Origin of the sequence: Pseudoalteromonas sp. BSi20480, from assembly GCF_000241365.1 — a bacterium.
GTDB classification, from domain to species: domain Bacteria; phylum Pseudomonadota; class Gammaproteobacteria; order Enterobacterales; family Alteromonadaceae; genus Pseudoalteromonas; species Pseudoalteromonas marina.
The window spans coordinates 1-15,178 of record NZ_BADX01000136.1 but is presented as its reverse complement, the minus strand read 5'-3'; the positions used below and the strand labels follow the sequence as shown (position 1 = coordinate 15,178).

The 15,178-nt window shown below is 37.7% G+C and carries 17 protein-coding genes; 6 read left to right on the top strand and 11 right to left on the bottom strand.

Features of this window, described 5'->3' with window-relative positions:
* Window positions 1-204 (bottom strand): hypothetical protein (locus P20480_RS19865; protein ID WP_238530310.1); only part of this gene is annotated, 204 nt, incomplete at its 3' end.
* 802 nt (window positions 205-1,006) lie between these two features.
* On the opposite strand from P20480_RS19865, the gene merR reads away from it, so the two are divergent.
* The 5 genes from merR (at window position 1,007) to P20480_RS05595 (ending at window position 4,236) form a co-directional block, all read left to right on the top strand.
* A complete protein-coding gene (merR, locus tag P20480_RS05580; RefSeq protein WP_008131228.1) occupies window positions 1,007-1,423 on the top strand; it encodes an Hg(II)-responsive transcriptional regulator in 417 nt (138 codons plus the stop codon).
* Window positions 1,424-1,523: 100 nt separating this feature from the next.
* Window positions 1,524-1,877, top strand: coding sequence for a mercuric transporter MerT family protein (locus tag P20480_RS05585; protein WP_008131225.1), 354 nt, complete (start codon window positions 1,524-1,526; stop codon window positions 1,875-1,877).
* Between the two features lie 89 nt (window positions 1,878-1,966).
* Window positions 1,967-2,296, top strand: coding sequence for a heavy-metal-associated domain-containing protein (locus P20480_RS18465; RefSeq protein ID WP_033025674.1), 330 nt, complete (start codon window positions 1,967-1,969; stop codon window positions 2,294-2,296).
* 86 nt (window positions 2,297-2,382) lie between these two features.
* Window positions 2,383-3,828, top strand: a complete 1,446-nt coding sequence (gene merA, locus P20480_RS05590; protein WP_008131220.1) for a mercury(II) reductase — start codon at window positions 2,383-2,385, stop codon at window positions 3,826-3,828.
* Between the two features lie 180 nt (window positions 3,829-4,008).
* Entirely contained in the window at window positions 4,009-4,236 is a 228-nt protein-coding gene (locus tag P20480_RS05595; RefSeq protein ID WP_008131218.1) for a hypothetical protein, read from the top strand.
* A gap of 208 nt (window positions 4,237-4,444) precedes the next feature.
* Here P20480_RS05595 and P20480_RS05600 read toward each other — a convergent pair whose 3' ends face one another.
* The 7 genes from P20480_RS05600 to P20480_RS05625 all read right to left on the bottom strand — a co-directional run bounded on the left by P20480_RS05600 (window position 4,445) and on the right by P20480_RS05625 (window position 12,974).
* On the bottom strand, window positions 4,445-7,645 hold the full coding sequence (locus P20480_RS05600) for an efflux RND transporter permease subunit (protein WP_008131216.1): 3,201 nt from the start codon (window positions 7,643-7,645) through the stop codon (window positions 4,445-4,447).
* Between the two features lie 11 nt (window positions 7,646-7,656).
* Window positions 7,657-8,874, bottom strand: coding sequence for an efflux RND transporter periplasmic adaptor subunit (locus tag P20480_RS18460; protein WP_050547950.1), 1,218 nt, complete (start codon window positions 8,872-8,874; stop codon window positions 7,657-7,659).
* Window positions 8,875-8,976: 102 nt separating this feature from the next.
* Entirely contained in the window at window positions 8,977-10,194 is a 1,218-nt protein-coding gene (locus P20480_RS05605) for a TolC family protein (RefSeq protein ID WP_008131212.1), read from the bottom strand.
* An 83-nt stretch (window positions 10,195-10,277) separates the two neighbouring features.
* Window positions 10,278-10,637 carry a hypothetical protein gene (locus tag P20480_RS05610; RefSeq protein ID WP_238530309.1) on the bottom strand — a complete coding sequence of 120 codons (360 nt, stop codon included), beginning with the start codon at window positions 10,635-10,637 and terminating at the stop codon, window positions 10,278-10,280.
* 58 nt (window positions 10,638-10,695) lie between these two features.
* On the bottom strand, window positions 10,696-11,586 hold the full coding sequence (locus P20480_RS05615) for a cation diffusion facilitator family transporter (RefSeq protein ID WP_008131208.1): 891 nt from the start codon (window positions 11,584-11,586) through the stop codon (window positions 10,696-10,698).
* Window positions 11,573-12,304: a transglutaminase-like domain-containing protein gene (locus tag P20480_RS05620; protein ID WP_008131207.1), complete on the bottom strand. Its 732-nt coding sequence runs from the start codon at window positions 12,302-12,304 to the stop codon at window positions 11,573-11,575. Before P20480_RS05620 ends, P20480_RS05615 begins: the two co-directional genes overlap by 14 nt.
* A 10-nt stretch (window positions 12,305-12,314) precedes the next feature.
* Entirely contained in the window at window positions 12,315-12,974 is a 660-nt protein-coding gene (locus P20480_RS05625) for a cation diffusion facilitator family transporter (RefSeq protein WP_008131206.1), read from the bottom strand.
* Between the two features lie 78 nt (window positions 12,975-13,052).
* On the opposite strand from P20480_RS05625, the gene cadR reads away from it, so the two are divergent.
* Window positions 13,053-13,442, top strand: coding sequence for a Cd(II)/Pb(II)-responsive transcriptional regulator (gene cadR, locus P20480_RS05630; RefSeq protein WP_033025669.1), 390 nt, complete (start codon window positions 13,053-13,055; stop codon window positions 13,440-13,442).
* A 64-nt stretch (window positions 13,443-13,506) separates the two neighbouring features.
* Here cadR and P20480_RS19630 read toward each other — a convergent pair whose 3' ends face one another.
* The 3 genes from P20480_RS19630 to P20480_RS19525 all read right to left on the bottom strand — a co-directional run.
* Window positions 13,507-14,007 (bottom strand): hypothetical protein, encoded by a 501-nt coding sequence (locus P20480_RS19630; RefSeq protein ID WP_008131204.1) that lies wholly within the window; start codon window positions 14,005-14,007, stop codon window positions 13,507-13,509.
* A 7-nt stretch (window positions 14,008-14,014) separates the two neighbouring features.
* Window positions 14,015-14,413: a hypothetical protein gene (locus tag P20480_RS05635; RefSeq protein ID WP_008131203.1), complete on the bottom strand. Its 399-nt coding sequence runs from the start codon at window positions 14,411-14,413 to the stop codon at window positions 14,015-14,017.
* Between the two features lie 11 nt (window positions 14,414-14,424).
* Window positions 14,425-15,178 (bottom strand): hypothetical protein (locus P20480_RS19525; RefSeq protein ID WP_033025667.1); only part of this gene is annotated, 754 nt, incomplete at its 5' end.

The window sequence follows — 15,178 nt, the reverse complement described above, 5'->3', positions numbered from 1 at the left end:
AAACCAGTGATGTTGAATTGTCCCAAAAATTTTCGCACCACACATCTCTTTAAAGAGTAGTTCAGTTAAAGAATCATAATTAGGAGTACAATATATTGCCCTGGCTAATAAATCCTTTCCATGATCTTGAGGTAGATTGAGTGAGTTAGCGAGAAATTTCGATTGAAGTCTCAATTTGTGACTTAAGGTAAGAGCTGAAATCATCTAGTTATCCATAAATTAAAACAAACAACAGCCTACTAACGCCAGTTTGTTAATTATGAAAACCAAATTTTTACGGATGCTCCGCTTCATCGTTCATACTTAAATATAAATTAAATATGTGTAGGCATAGGCTGTCCGTTCAGCCTTTTTTGCTAATATAAATGAGTAAAATGTTGTTGTAAACAGGGCGCAATTATACATATCTGTATAATTTAAAAGGATTTTATTTTGTTTTCCTTTTGAAATCAGTTAGTTCAATACCGAAAATTTCAACAACAGTATTTTCATTTATTTTTATATTTTTAACCCTTTCATTAAAGCGAGACAAAATATTATTCATATCAGTGTTGAGAAATTTTAGAAGGCAGCCTTCTGCTTTTGAGTGTAAAATTGCTAATATCAGGTTTAGATTTTCAAGGAGGTCAGACTTCACTAGAGACATTAACTGTCCATAACTATCACAGCCATAAACAACATAAGACAACATAAGACAACATTTCTTGGCTTTGGCCAAGCGAAATAGATAATTTTTTCGAAAGCCTTTTTATCGAGTAAATTTTATTTGTACACATTCGCTACGCGAATTTACTATCTATTCAAAGGACATTCTTTTTCGTTCGTAATCGTAAGAGCTGGCCCTTTGATACGACCTTACTCCACATGACCAAGCACACAAATACTTGCCTATTATTAAACTAAATCCCACTTTTGGTAATATGAAAAAAAGTTTATAGTACGTTTACTACTAAATACCTTTTTCAATTCTGCACTATAAATACAAACTAATTTAAAGGCAGTATAAATGACTAGAAACAATCCACCATTAACCATTGGCCGACTCGCAAAAGCTGCTAATGTTAATATTGAGACAATAAGGCATTATCAGCGCAAAGGTTTGATAATCGAGCCTGAAAAGCCTCTAGGCGGTTTTCGTCATTACCCAGATACAAGTGTAGATCGAATTCGATTTATAAAACGTGCTCAGCAACTTGGCTTTTCATTAGAGGAAATAAAACAGTTGCTAATCTTGGGTGATCAACATTGTCGTGATGTTCAAAGCTTAGCAAAAGAAAAACGGAATGAAATCCAACAGAAAATCGCTGGCTTACTCACTATTCAAACAGCATTGGACGACTTAATATCATCTTGTCATACTGATGATACTAGTCACTGTGGCTTCATCGATGGATTATCTCAAAAAGGCTTTTTAGAAAAATAACACTTCTACCTTTCTCATAAAATTATTTATTAAGCTCTTGACTCTGTGCCATACCCCAGAGTGTAAACTATCTTATATTAACCTTATATGAGATTTAATTATGTCGAGTTCTTCAACTCCAAATCGTTCTTTACTATTAGCAATTGTCGCTGGTTTAGGCGCGTCTGCATGCTGTATTGGACCTCTGTTATTGCTATCACTTGGCTTGGGTGGTGCTTGGGTAGGTAACCTCACTGCAATGGAACCTTATAGCGGGTACTTTACCGCGATTACCCTTATTGTTTTAGGCGTAGTTTTTTATAAATTATATATAGTTCCTCAAAAATGTGAGGAAGGTTCAGTTTGCGAAAACCCTAAAGTATTGAAGAATCAGCGCATTATATTTTGGCTTGTAAGCATAATTCTTATCGTGATGATGAGCTTTCCCTATTACGCAGATTACATTATTACTTAATAGAAAAGTGATTAACAAAAACTGACTGATGAGAATACGATTTAACAAATCCAGTTAATTTTAAACAGATATTAAAAAGAGGCACAACAATGAAAAAACTAGTTAACGTTTCAATACTATTAAGCTCAATATTTATGTTTGGCAATGCTGTAGCAACAACTGTCACAGAAGCTACCAGTAATGTAGCTACTCAAGAAATGTCTACAAAAGTTTTCTCGATTGAGAAAATGACCTGCAAGACGTGCAATATAACGATACGTAAGGCGATGGAAAAAGTGGATGGTGTTGTAAAGGCTACTGTTGATTATGATGCAAAAACAGCAACTGTTTTATTTGATCCTAACAAGGCCAGCATTGAAACGATTGCATTAGCGTCTACAAATATTGGCTACCCAGCAAAAGTAAGAACTACCAAGTAAGATTTGGCATAAGACTGCTTGTTAATACATTTAGCCAAAACAAAGGCACTGAATTTCAATAGCAGTAAAAAAATTAAGGAATTATTATGTCTTCGGATCAATGCTCAACAAGTTGTTGCTCTAAGAGTGAAAGCGACCAGCTACATGTTGCAATTATTGGTAGCGGCTCTGGTGCCTTTGCTTGTGCGATAAAAGCCGCAGAAAATGGTGCTAGAGTCACAATTATTGAAGGATCAGATGTTATTGGCGGCTGCTGTGTCAACGTAGGATGCGTTCCATCAAAAATTTTAATTCGTGCTGCACAATTAGCGCACCAACAACGAAGAAACCCTTTTGATGGGCTTGAGAATAATAATCCTCAAATAAGCCGTGCTCTGCTAGCCCATCAACAAAAGTCTCGTGTTGAAGAGCTACGCGAAGCTAAATATGAAAGTATTCTAAAGAAAAACTCGGCATTATCTTTGATTAAAGGCTATGCAAGTTTTAAAAACGAAAATACATTGACCATCCAAAAATCAGATGGCTCTAATGAAGAACTACTTGCCGATCGGATATTGATAGCCACTGGCTCAACTCCGTCAATTCCGCCAATTAAGGGATTGGAAGATACCCCTTACTGGACATCAACAGAAGCACTATTTGAACAAGAGTTACCCGAAAGCTTAATAGTCATCGGTTCTTCAGTTGTTGCGCTAGAAATAGCTCAAGCCTATGCTCGTTTAGGGACCTGTGTAACTGTATTAGCACGACATACATTATTGTATTCAGAAGATCCGCTATTAGGTGAAAAGCTTAAAGAGTGCTTTGAAAATGAAGGTATCAAAATCCTAGATAATACGCAGGCTAATAATGTAAGCCATGATGGAAGTCTATTCTCATTAGGTACTAATGAGGGAACATTAACAGCCAGAAAATTACTAATATCCACAGGTCGCTTTGCTAATACAGGTAAACTTGGCTTGGACAGTATTGGTGTTGAAACAGAAATGAATGGAGCGATCAAAGTCAATAAACGCATGGAGACATCAATAGCGAATATCTATGCAGCAGGTGATTGCTCTAACATGCCTCAATTTGTTTATGTAGCAGCGGCAGCAGGAAGTAGAGCAGGAATAAATATGACAGGTGGTGATGCTATACTTGATTTATCTACCATGCCTGCTGTGATTTTCACTGACCCACAAGTTGCAACTGTAGGTTTAACTGAAGAGCAAGCCATATCTAAAGGGCTTGATGTTATTAGTCGAGTTTTGGATATGGAAAACGTGCCAAGGGCATTAGCTAACTTTGAAACTGATGGCTTTATTAAGTTAGTTGCTGAGAGTAAAAGTGAGCGTATTATTGGGGCACAGATATTAGCGCATGAAGGTGGAGAGTTAATACAAAGTGCTGCATTAGCTATTAGCAATCGAATGACCGTTACAGATTTGGCAAACCAATTGTTTCCATACCTAACTATGGTTGAAGGGTTAAAGCTGTGTGCTCAAACCTTTAATAAAGATGTATCTGAGCTTTCATGCTGTGCTGGTTAATCAAAACAATATGGAAGAAGTTCGCCCTCTACTATTACCTAATATACACAAATAATGAGCTTAAAGCTGAAGTGCCCATTAAAAGCTTGTTCTTCCCTGATCACAAGTGTTGTTATCTCATACAGAAAATGGCGATTTCCCAAACTAGGTACTTTAATTGGACACTAGGGGAAATGCGTAATGTTGATTATGAACCCATTGACTATCAATACAGATATAGCGAATGTTAATTTCGCTAGTAGTGTTCTGCCGTTTTTAAATACCGTAACGAAATCAAATCTTAACGTACTTACTAGTGATTCGGTCAATATCTCTCGTTTTGGTATTGAACGCTTGCATAAAGATAATGGAGCAAAAACCACAAAAGATATCGAACAAACCTCTAACGAGGCTGTAAGTGTCACTTAAACTATTGGTCAAAATAAGTCAGCAAATAATTTAAATCACGCACAAGCTAAAGAGCTGAATAATAAAATAGCTTCTTTACTATAGCAGTTATTCAAACCATCTATTTTTCCTGCAAGACAATGACCCATCTCTTACCACTTAACATTATAAAATTATTCCGCATCAGCTACGTACCTAATACGGAATAATCTAAGTTAGGCTATCTTAGTTAACGAGACAACTCCTCAATTTTTTTCCTTGAAAACCAGCGATATAAAACAGGTAATACAAACAGTGTTAACAGCGTGGCCGTTACCAAGCCACCTACAATAACACTGGCAAGTGGGCGCTGGATTTCAGCACCTACACCATTTGACATTAGCATTGGGATTAATCCTAATGCAGATGTAATTGCTGTCATAAGTACAGGTCTTAATCTTGACGTTGCTCCTTCAAAAACTGCCTTGGAAGCCTCTAAACCATCTTTTATTCGTTGGTTGATGCTTTCTACCATTACAACACCATTTAATACCGCTACACCGAATAACGTAATAAAACCAACGGAGCTAGGCACTGACAAATACTGATCTGTTAGATACAAAGAAAATACACCACCAATAACGGCAAGTGGCACATTCACTAAAATCAGCATAGCTTGACCAACAGAGCCAAAAGCAAAGTAAAGTAACAATGCAATTAGCGCTAAAGATAGAGGTACTACGATAGCTAGTCTGTTTTGAGCACGCTGCTGGCTTTCGAATTGGCCACCTATTGCTACCGAGTAGCCTGAAGGTAGGTCAACTTTCTCAGCAATAACTTTTCTGATGTCGGCTACTACACTGCCCATATCTCTATTCTGAACGTTTGCTTGAATAACGACACGCCTTTGAACATCATCGCGCCTTACTTGAGGAGGACCTGATTCAAATGAAACAGTTGCAACATCACCTAAGCGTACCCAGGCGCCTGTTGGTGACTGAATTCGAATATCTGAAATAGCTTCCTTATTTTGTCGGTACTCTTCTTCAATACGCACGTAAATATCATAACGTTCATTGCCTTTGATGATTTGTCCAGCTTCAACCCCTCCAATACCATCTCGCACAACTTCCATTATATCAACTACTGAAAGTCCAAAGCGCGATAGCTCTTGCCTATTAGGTTTTACGACAAGTTGCGCTTCACCTGCAATTTGCTCAAGAGCAACATCTCTTGCACCATCAACACTCTTTATAGCCGCTTCGATCTCTTGTCCTTTAGCTGCTAAAACGTCTAACTCAGGGCCAAATAACTTTATCGCCAACTGAGCTTTTACGCCAGATAGTAACTCATCAACACGAGTCGCAATAGGTTGAGAAAAGTTTAGTAGTAAGCCAGGAAACTCCTCTAAAGATCTCTCCATTTTCCCTTGAAGTTCATATCGATTAGATGCACTGGTCCACTCAGAAACAGGCTTCAACCCTATGTAAATTTCTATGTTATTCACAGGCTCTGGATCTCCACCTATTTCGGCTCGACCAATTCGGCTTAATGCATAGGTTACTTCAGGAAAAGCCATTAGTTTTTCTTCTAGAATTGGTGCCACAGTGAGCGCGGTATCTAAACTGGAAGAAGGTGCCAGCGTTGCTCTTAAGTTTATCGTCCCTTCTTCTAACTCAGGTACAAATTCAGTACCAATTAATGGAACTAATGCAAAGGCAGAGAAAACTAATATAAGTGCGGCTGAAATGACTAACTTGGTGCGTTTTAGTGCGAATGTAAGCCCTTTTCTGTAGAGTTTATCTAATGGTTTAAGAACAAAGCTTTCCCTCTCTTTCACACCAGATTTAAATAGATAAGTTGCCAGTGCTGGCACGATAAACAACGCAACCACAATCGCAGATACAACGGCTAAGATGATGCTTATTGCCATAGGTTGGAATAACTTTGCTTCAACCCCTTCAAAGCTGAACAATGGCGCAAATACGACTAAAATAATCGAGGCAGCAAAAAATACCGGACGAGCCACTTCTTTACCTGCATTTTGCAGACGTAATTTAATGCCGTGCTCATCGTGTTCTACATCGTGCGGATCTGCGTCAGAAGTTGGAACACGTTCCTTTACCGATTTCGAATGTGTCGCGTCAGGTCTATTTAAATGTTTAAACATATTTTCAACCATAACCACTGAGCCATCTACAAGCATACCAATAGCGACCGCTATGCCACCCAGTGACATAAGGTTTGCAGAAATGCCCCACCAAGCCATGATCATTAACGCGATACCAATTGAAATTGGAATAGATATTAATACCAAGAAGGTTGCACGTAAATTCATTAAAAATAGTGCTAATACAATACAGATGAAAATAAATGCTAGTAATAGTGCATCAACCACTGTATTTACCGCTTTTTCAATCAAATCAGCCTGATCATAAAAAGGCTCAAAGCGAACACCTTTTGGCAATGCTTGATTAATTAATGGAATTCTTGCATTGATACCATCAATGGTGGCTTTAGTATTTGAACCCATGCGTTTTAAGACAATGCCAGAGACAACTTCGCCTAAATTTTCGACTTTACCGTCTTCGGTTTTGCGCGTCATGGTGACAGCACCTTGACGAATTTCACTGCCCATTTCAACTTTAGCAATATCTGAAACCGTAACAACCGTACCATCTACTGTTTTAACGGGAACTTGTTTGATATTACTGATGCCAGCCTCACCACTCTCAAACCAGCCTGTGCCTCTAATCACAAGCTGCTCTTGCCCACGGTTCATGTACCATCCGCCAACATTCGCATTGTTGTTATCTAGGGCACCAACAACGTCTTCTTGCGTTAGTTCATATGCTAAGAGCTTAGATGGATCGACATTGACTTGGTATTGCCTAACATTACCACCAAAAGATAATACATCAGTGACTCCATCGACAGGCATAACGAGTAACTTAACAATCCAATCGTTAAGGCTTCGAAGCGCCATAGCATCATAACCTGCACCTTTATCTGAAATAAGAAGATACTGAAATACTTGGCCCAGCCCAGAGGTGTTTGGTCCCATTTCGGGTGTGCCGACACCTTCTGGTATCAGTTCTTTTGCGGCTTGAAGACGCTCAAATACGAGTTGTCTTGCAAAGTAAATGTCGGTGCCTTCTTTGAAAACAACCGTAACGCCAGACAAGCCTGTTTTAGAAATTGAGCGCACTTGTTCTACATCAGGTAGGGCATACATTACCGCTTCAATGGGGTACGTAATGAGTTGTTCAACTTCTTCAGCAGCCAGTCCTGGCGCTTCAGTATTTACAGCAACTTGAACATTAGTAACATCAGGAAAGGCATCCAAATTTAATTTTGGGATCACCATAACTGCACCAACCATAGTGGCAAACAGCGCAATCAAAATCAGGAGTCTATTATTAACAGACCAATCTATTATTTTATTAAACATAGTCTTGCTCCCTAGTGGTTGTGCGGATCAAATCCGCCTTTAGCGATTTCAGACGCAACAAAAAATGCGCCTTTAGTTACAATTCGCGTTCCACTATCAAGGCCAATGATTTCTCTAAAACCACCTAAGGCTCGGCCTAGTTCTATTTCTACAGCTTTAAATTCTCCAGGGTGGTCTTCGACAAATACTGTCCAATCACCATCTGCGCTGCGGATCAATGCTTCTTCTGGCACAGCCATCACTTTCTGCTTTGTGGCAAACTGAAAGTAAACTTTTACAAACATGCCTGAATGAAGATTATCATCCGAATTATCTACTCCTAACCTAATAATTCGAGTACGAGTAATAGGGTCAATTGTATGGGCTTCTTGGATAACTTTGGCATTGTAACTCTGGCCTTCTAATTTAAGTACCGCAGGAGAGTCAATTGATAAATTCAGCTTTTTATTTGGAGAAACTTTTGCTTCAACCCATAGTTGTTTTTCATCTGCTAACAACATTACTGAATCCCCAGCATCAACACGTTGCCCTTGGATAAAGTCGTCTTGAAGCACGACACCTTCACGGTGCGCCGTTAATGCATATTGTCCAAATGCTTTAATGTCTTTGTTAGAAATACCATTTATTGCTTTTTCAGTTAACCCTAAAGCAATGAGCTTGCCATAGCTCGCATTGTATGTTGTTTCAGCTTGTAATAATCGACTTTCACTAACCGTCTTATTACCCAGCTTTTTTACACGTTGCCATTCGGTTGAAGCGATTAAATAGTCAGCTTGTGCTTGTGCCATTGCTTCACTAAATAATGTAACTAACTTCTGACCTATTTCTACATACTCGCCAAGCGCTGCATGGCGACTGATAATGACTGACTCTGTACGTGGTGATACCACATAACTTTTATAGCCATTAGCTTTTATTTCGCCAGGTGCATATACGGAGCTAAATTGATATTCAGGCTTAACACTTTCCACTTTAATGTTAGCAAGCGACATCTTCTTTGGATCAATAGTGATACCTTCTTCATGTTCTTCTTCTCCCTCTCTATTACCACCTTCATGGCCGTGCTCGTCATGGTCACCTTTATCTTCTTCATGTCCCTTTTCGTGTTCATGCTCATCTTGATGTTCTTTTTCTTCTTGTTTCGAAACGTTTGTGACAGAACCAGTTCCATCTGACGACTGTGCAAAAGCGTCATGATTTGTAGTAAACCCAACTAACAGGCTGCTAATTACTACGGCTAATAATTTTTACTAAATATTGTATTCTATTTTTTAACCTATATTTTTGATAAATTTAAGATTTCGTTTTTCGCTACTGAAAAAATAAAGCGTTCAAATCTCAAATTTTGATAACTGACCCATACTTAAAACGAAGGATATTTCTGCAAGCTTGAATTGATTTTCCAAACGTATTCCTGCATGAAGCCCTTCCGCGCGTTGATTTAATGCAAGTAGGTAGTCAGACGTATTAATGTCACCAGCTTCCCAGCGCTTATTTAATAAATTCGCACTGCTATCTAATCTGCCTTGTGTGAGTTTTCGCCATTGCTCATAGTATTTTTTACTGATATTAAGCGATTCATATTTAGCTTTTGCTTCAAAAGACTGCTTTCGATATACCGATCGAAAGTTAGCTTCTGCTGCAATGGCTTCTGAATAAGCGGCTTTAACCGTATCTGAATAGTTATTCCTGATGTTTAAAGGAATTGATAAAGTCACACCAACCAAGTCTTCATCTCCACTTTTCCCTGCGCTAACGCCAATGGTTGGATTAGCTTTAGATTCCATAGTGGTTAGCTGAGCCTTAGATTGTTTTATCTTCCATTGCGCTCTAGCGAGTTTAACTTTTGGATGATCCTCAACCCACTGGGAGTTAAATGAATAGCTTGTTGCCCCAAAAGTAAATGAAAACAAATTTGTAGTATTAGGCGTCCAATCAGGCAATAACTCCTGAACCTTTACCTCTGCATTTTTCAATGCTATTTGCGACTCAGATATTTCACTGAAAATTTGGGACAAGTTTAAATAGACCAATTCAGCGTCAAGTGGCTCTAAAAGTCCGGCTTTTCGCTTATCTTCAACAATGCCAAAGAGCGTTTGCAATTGCTCTTCTCTTTCTGAAAGTAACTGAGCAGCTTCTTTTGCTGCTTGCCAATTAACTAATGCAGTTAAAGCGTTAGCCTTTTTAGAATCGAGTAAAGATAACAATTGTTGCTGGTTTACATAGACATCAATTTCACCAATGCTTTTATTTGCTGATTGCTTATCCCAGAAATCAATTGTTTGGCTGATACCAATGGAGTAATTATCAAAATCACCTTCTTTTTCATAACTAGCTTCTAGCTCTGGGTTATAAACGGCTTGAGTTAAACCTTTGGCTCTATGACTACTTGCATTAAGTAACTCTTTAGCCGCAACAACTTCGGGATCTTTATTTATTTGACTATCTAGCCATGAAATGTTTTTCTCTTTGGCATAAGTGGCAACTGAAAAACTCACAGCCATACATAAAGACAGGACTAAACCTACATTTTTTAAATATATATACATAAAAATTCTTAATTTTAAAATTAATAAACACGAAACCTTTATCCATTATTAAAGGATAAATAGGTCATTAAAAATTAATCTAATTAAGAAATAGGCGGACGAAGTATCGCTTCAAGAAAGGTACTTGTTTGATCAATTTGATAAGGAGTTTTATTGATAATGTTTAGTTTGCCCGTGGTATTTGAATTACTGACTAAAATCCAAGATAAGTGGCTGCCACTGCAATGACCGCAGTGGTGACAATCTTTTTCATTATGCTGCTCATCATCTGTATTATCGTTTAAGGCATTTCGGTCATCTGCATGATCATGTTGAGTTTGAAGATGTTCTATATCTATTTGGTGATTCTCAGATGTTGAGGATGCAACAGCAGTTAACGATTGTAAAACAATCGAAACGACTAAGAGCATTTTTAGCACAACATTTAGATTCAAAATATACACCTATAAAAACTTGAGTAACCAATATAACAGAGAAAAGCTTTATCGACTAGCCATTTACCTAATTTTCATTCTCATCACGACAAGTTTCTTGAGGAAACTCAAACTCTATCGTCGTATGCGATAAATGATAGGAAGATAATTTAGCTGCAACGTCTTGTTTAAGACTAATTAAGTCCTCAACTTCAAAGTCATCTTTTAGCTCAAGATGCGCTGTTAAAACATGACTTTCACCATCTAGTGACCAAAAGTGCATATGGTGGATACCGTTAACTTCGGGAAATTCAATTAGTGCTTGTTTAATACGATCTTGAGTATCTTTATCGGGTGCGGCTTGTAGAAACAAGACGAGTGTTGATTTCAGGTTTCTAAAGACATTAAACAAGATGAATAACGTGAAGCCAATCGACAAAAGTGGATCTAATATTGGTAGTTCTATGAACATCAAAACTATTGAGACAATAAGTACAGCAACCCAGCCAAGAACATCTTCAAGAAGGTGCCATGTCAGCACTTTTTCATTAAGTGTTTCACCCGCTTTTAATTTGAAAACCGCATAACCATTTACTGCAACACCGAGTATGGCCAGCCCTAACATCCCCTCGACCACTGGCATTTCTGGATTGGACAGCCTTGGTATGGCTTCAAATAAAACCCAAATTGAGCCAATAACCAAAACAATACCATTTACCAGTGCGCCAAAGAGTGTAAGTCTACGATAGCCATAACTAAACTTATCTGACGCTTCTTTCTCTGAAAAACGACTTAATATCCAAGTAAAGCCTATAGATAGACTATCCCCTAAGTCATGCACTGCATCAGCCATAATAGCTGTACTGTTGGTAAGCCACCCACCAATAAATTCGATGATCGTGAATGTAACATTCAGAAAAAACGCCCATCCAATGCGGTCGTTTTTTTCATGATGGTGACTGTGACTATGGTTGTGCATTTTGTACCTCTAGTGCTTTTGTATTTCTAATTTTTGATACATTCATATTTATCAAATGACGGATCACATGTTGATATAACCATCGTTTTATTCCAGATAAATTTGTGCCTTTTTCTCTATAGAATTCATCAGGGGAATCATAAAGCCCAAAGTCATCATGAATTCCTTCTTTTTGAATATAGGTATCTGTTCCTCGCCAATCCGTATCAGGTGAAGAGAAGCACTTTGTTGCGACTCCATAACCACAAAAATCATCTTTTTCTTGGTTAAACTTCTGCTGTAGTGAGGTTAAGTATTGGCTATCTAATATAAAGCCCTCTAAGTTAATCCAACGCCCATCAAAATAAACTTCTACCCAACTATGGATAATATATTTAGGTGCTAGCCAAAATACATAGCTGGGTATAGCCCCTTTTTGCAATTGCTGAACAATTGTAAAGCCGTGAAATCGACATTGAATGCCTAACCCTCTCAACAAGGCCATCAGCAAGTTGCCTTTGGTATTACATTGGCCGTAACCATCAGCTAAAACACTACTTGCTGAAATATCATCGCTTTCATTGTAGCCAAATATCATTTCATCTTTAACGAATTGGTAGGCTGCACCAATTTTGTTGAAGTCATCAAGTTCTTGCCATTTACGCTCAGTAATTAATGATTGAATTGCAGAGTGTTCAAAATTAACTATCTTAGTATTTTCTATATATTTCTTATTCATAGCATTTCCCTTACTTGGAGCAACAAGAGGTCGATTGTTTATCTTCACTTCGTGTATCGCATGGTTTTTCAGCAGCGGCTAACTCTTGTTTAGCATCACTTAATATTCGGTAAGCACCTCGAAGAATCAAAATCGAAATGATACTACCAATAACGATGTCAGGCCAACGTTGTTCAAGCATCATCACTAGTACTCCAGCGGTAACAACACCAAGATTTGCAATCACATCATTAGCTGAAAATATCCAACTGGCCCTCATATGCACCTCACCATTGCTGTGCTTACGAATAAGGATAAGACAAATCACATTTGCGACTAACGCAACCATGCCTACGCCAATCATAAACCAAGATTGAGGCTCACTTTCACCATATAGCCTTCTAGTAATATCCAACAGGATTAACATACCTAATCCCAGTTGGAAATACCCACTCACTAAGGCAGCATTAGCCTTATGTTGGATTGACTTTCCCACCGCGTATAGCGCAATTGCATAGACTATTGCATCCGCTAGCATATCTAACGAATCTGCAATTAATGCCGTTGATTCTGATAACCAACCAAAACAAATTTCAAAAACAAACATCGTGGCATTGATAGCCAAAAGCCAATAAAGCACCGTTTTTTGCTGGTTATCTTTTAGTTCAACTTCACATCCACAACCGCTCATTTTTTATCTCCGATTAACTTGTATGCTTTAACTATAAAACCTATAGTAACCATAGAGTCAAGTTTATTGGGAAATATTATGGAAATAGGTGAGTTATCGAAATCCTCTGGCTGTTCGGTACAGACCATTCGATATTATGAGAGGGAAGGATTGCTTTCAGATCCTGAGCGCTCTGAAGGGAATTTTAGGTTGTATGATAGTAAAGCACTTAAACAGTTGGAATTCGTAAAGCACTGCCGAAGCCTTGATATATCACTCAATGATACTAAACGCCTATTAGAGTTAAAAAATAAGCCAGAAGAAAGCTGCTCTAGCGTTAATGCATTAATTGATCAGCAACTCGCATTAGTGAATAAGCGTATGAAAGAATTAAGAGCGCTTAAAGCAGAGTTACAACAGGTGGCAAGTGCTTGTGGCTCAAACAATACTATTGAAGCATGTGGGATCATTAAGTCACTAGATAGTTAATCTTTTTAAGGCTATGTAAGCAGAATATAAATCGTTAATACCTACTACTGTTAACACCACATTGTTAAGATTTACCAACAGTAATTGCACGCTCCGACATAAAATCATCTGATGCAGCATAAACTGTTCCAAAATATGAATCCCAGCTTTTCCCTTCAAAAGCAGTAATCAAGTCAACTAGTTGATGAAACTCACCTCCAGATTCTGAAAGGTGTTGAGCATCCCACAGTTTATCAAGCCGCTTTAACGCAGACGTTAACTCTTCCTGATTACTTATTTTGTTTGCTGACAAAATATCTTTTACATCAATTCGTGAACAACTATCATGCTTTTCTTCATTAGGCTCAATAACAGTTAAACTATCACCGCACATATCAGCAAAGCACTTCTGGCAGAGATCAATACTGATTTGATTGCCATCACCGTGAATACTTCCATAGCCACATTTATGATCAATACTTATAAACTCATGAAATTCGTAGTCATCTTGAGTTGCTTGTTCGCCACAACCATCACAAGTAAGTTTAGAGATCACTTTAACAACTTCATCTTCAAAATTTTTCATGATTACTCTAAATTTTTTGTTGGCTCTTTAATAGCGTTAACTCTTCAGGGTTCTTGTTTATAGACAATAAAACAAGGCTATGCTCGCTTAATAAAATGCATCGTTTTAACGGATGATGATCATCATCTAACCGCCTCAATATTGAGTTTAGCTCGCGTTTAAGCTTAGCTGGCCTAAGCACCTTACAGCTTAAATTGGCAATTTCTAGGCTGGAACTACCCAGGCTTTTGAATTCAATCAAATCACCGACTTCAAAATAGTCACTGAATTTATCTTTTGGCAGTGAAAATAATACACTGCTATCTGAATCATCTTCAAATGCAGTTGGGCACCTATTTACTTTGACTTCAAAATTTTCATTGAGATGATCGACTGAGGTTATTATTGCTCTATGCTTATTGTTCATTTGACCAATTCTCAATGTAATTTTTTTGCATCTTCACGCTCTAATTTCTCTCTTGCTTCAATTACTTCAGCAGGTGAAAGCAACAAATGTCTCATGACTACAAATTCAGATAATCTCAACTCAAAACTTTCGGGTTTATCATCAGTGACATAATAATTCTCACTTTTTGTAATAAATTCAAAATTATTTTGTGATTGAATTAGTGATGTTATTACCCTTTGCCCTTTCTCAAATAGATACGTTTGATCTGAATGAACAATACCGAATAACATTTCCCCAAGAAAAATTTTCTCATCATTATGGAAATCAAAAACACTCAATACTGTTGCTTCTTTTAAGAATGTTTTTATCATAACGCATTCACCAGCCAATCCACGTGAGCAAAAAGGTCGCAAGATCATTAAGTAATAGGAGTTATTGAAAACAATTCGAAATTTACATGCATCTTTACGAGATAAAAGTGAATCATTAATCCATTGGTTTTTCGATGAATAGCACTTTTCACCGTCCTCGATTTTGTTCAGAAAAATGCACTCAAGAGTTAATCTTTCATTTCCTAAATTTAAAATAAACACCTGCTTTTCTTCAGTATCTTTTATCCGAATATTAATATTGGAGGCGTGTCCAATGTCAGTGATTGACAAATGCGGTGATAATGGGAAACCATATACCAGATAATTTTGATTATTTATTTTAAAATAAGAAGGATTGCGGTCAGGAGTATCTGATTCAAAATTTGATAAGCAGTCACAGCTATCACCTACT

Coding starts and splice junctions, on each gene's coding strand:
- merR (WP_008131228.1), top strand. CDS start 1,007: ATGACTAGAAACAATCCACCATTAACCATTGGCCGACTCGCAAAAGCT.
- P20480_RS05585 (WP_008131225.1), top strand. CDS start 1,524: ATGTCGAGTTCTTCAACTCCAAATCGTTCTTTACTATTAGCAATTGTC.
- P20480_RS18465 (WP_033025674.1), top strand. CDS start 1,967: ATGAAAAAACTAGTTAACGTTTCAATACTATTAAGCTCAATATTTATG.
- merA (WP_008131220.1), top strand. CDS start 2,383: ATGTCTTCGGATCAATGCTCAACAAGTTGTTGCTCTAAGAGTGAAAGC.
- P20480_RS05595 (WP_008131218.1), top strand. CDS start 4,009: ATGTTGATTATGAACCCATTGACTATCAATACAGATATAGCGAATGTT.
- P20480_RS05600 (WP_008131216.1), bottom strand. CDS start 7,645: ATGTTTAATAAAATAATAGATTGGTCTGTTAATAATAGACTCCTGATT.
- P20480_RS05605 (WP_008131212.1), bottom strand. CDS start 10,194: ATGTATATATATTTAAAAAATGTAGGTTTAGTCCTGTCTTTATGTATG.
- P20480_RS05615 (WP_008131208.1), bottom strand. CDS start 11,586: ATGCACAACCATAGTCACAGTCACCATCATGAAAAAAACGACCGCATT.
- P20480_RS05620 (WP_008131207.1), bottom strand. CDS start 12,304: ATGAATAAGAAATATATAGAAAATACTAAGATAGTTAATTTTGAACAC.
- P20480_RS05625 (WP_008131206.1), bottom strand. CDS start 12,974: ATGAGCGGTTGTGGATGTGAAGTTGAACTAAAAGATAACCAGCAAAAA.
- cadR (WP_033025669.1), top strand. CDS start 13,053: ATGGAAATAGGTGAGTTATCGAAATCCTCTGGCTGTTCGGTACAGACC.
- P20480_RS19630 (WP_008131204.1), bottom strand. CDS start 14,007: ATGAAAAATTTTGAAGATGAAGTTGTTAAAGTGATCTCTAAACTTACT.
- P20480_RS05635 (WP_008131203.1), bottom strand. CDS start 14,413: ATGAACAATAAGCATAGAGCAATAATAACCTCAGTCGATCATCTCAAT.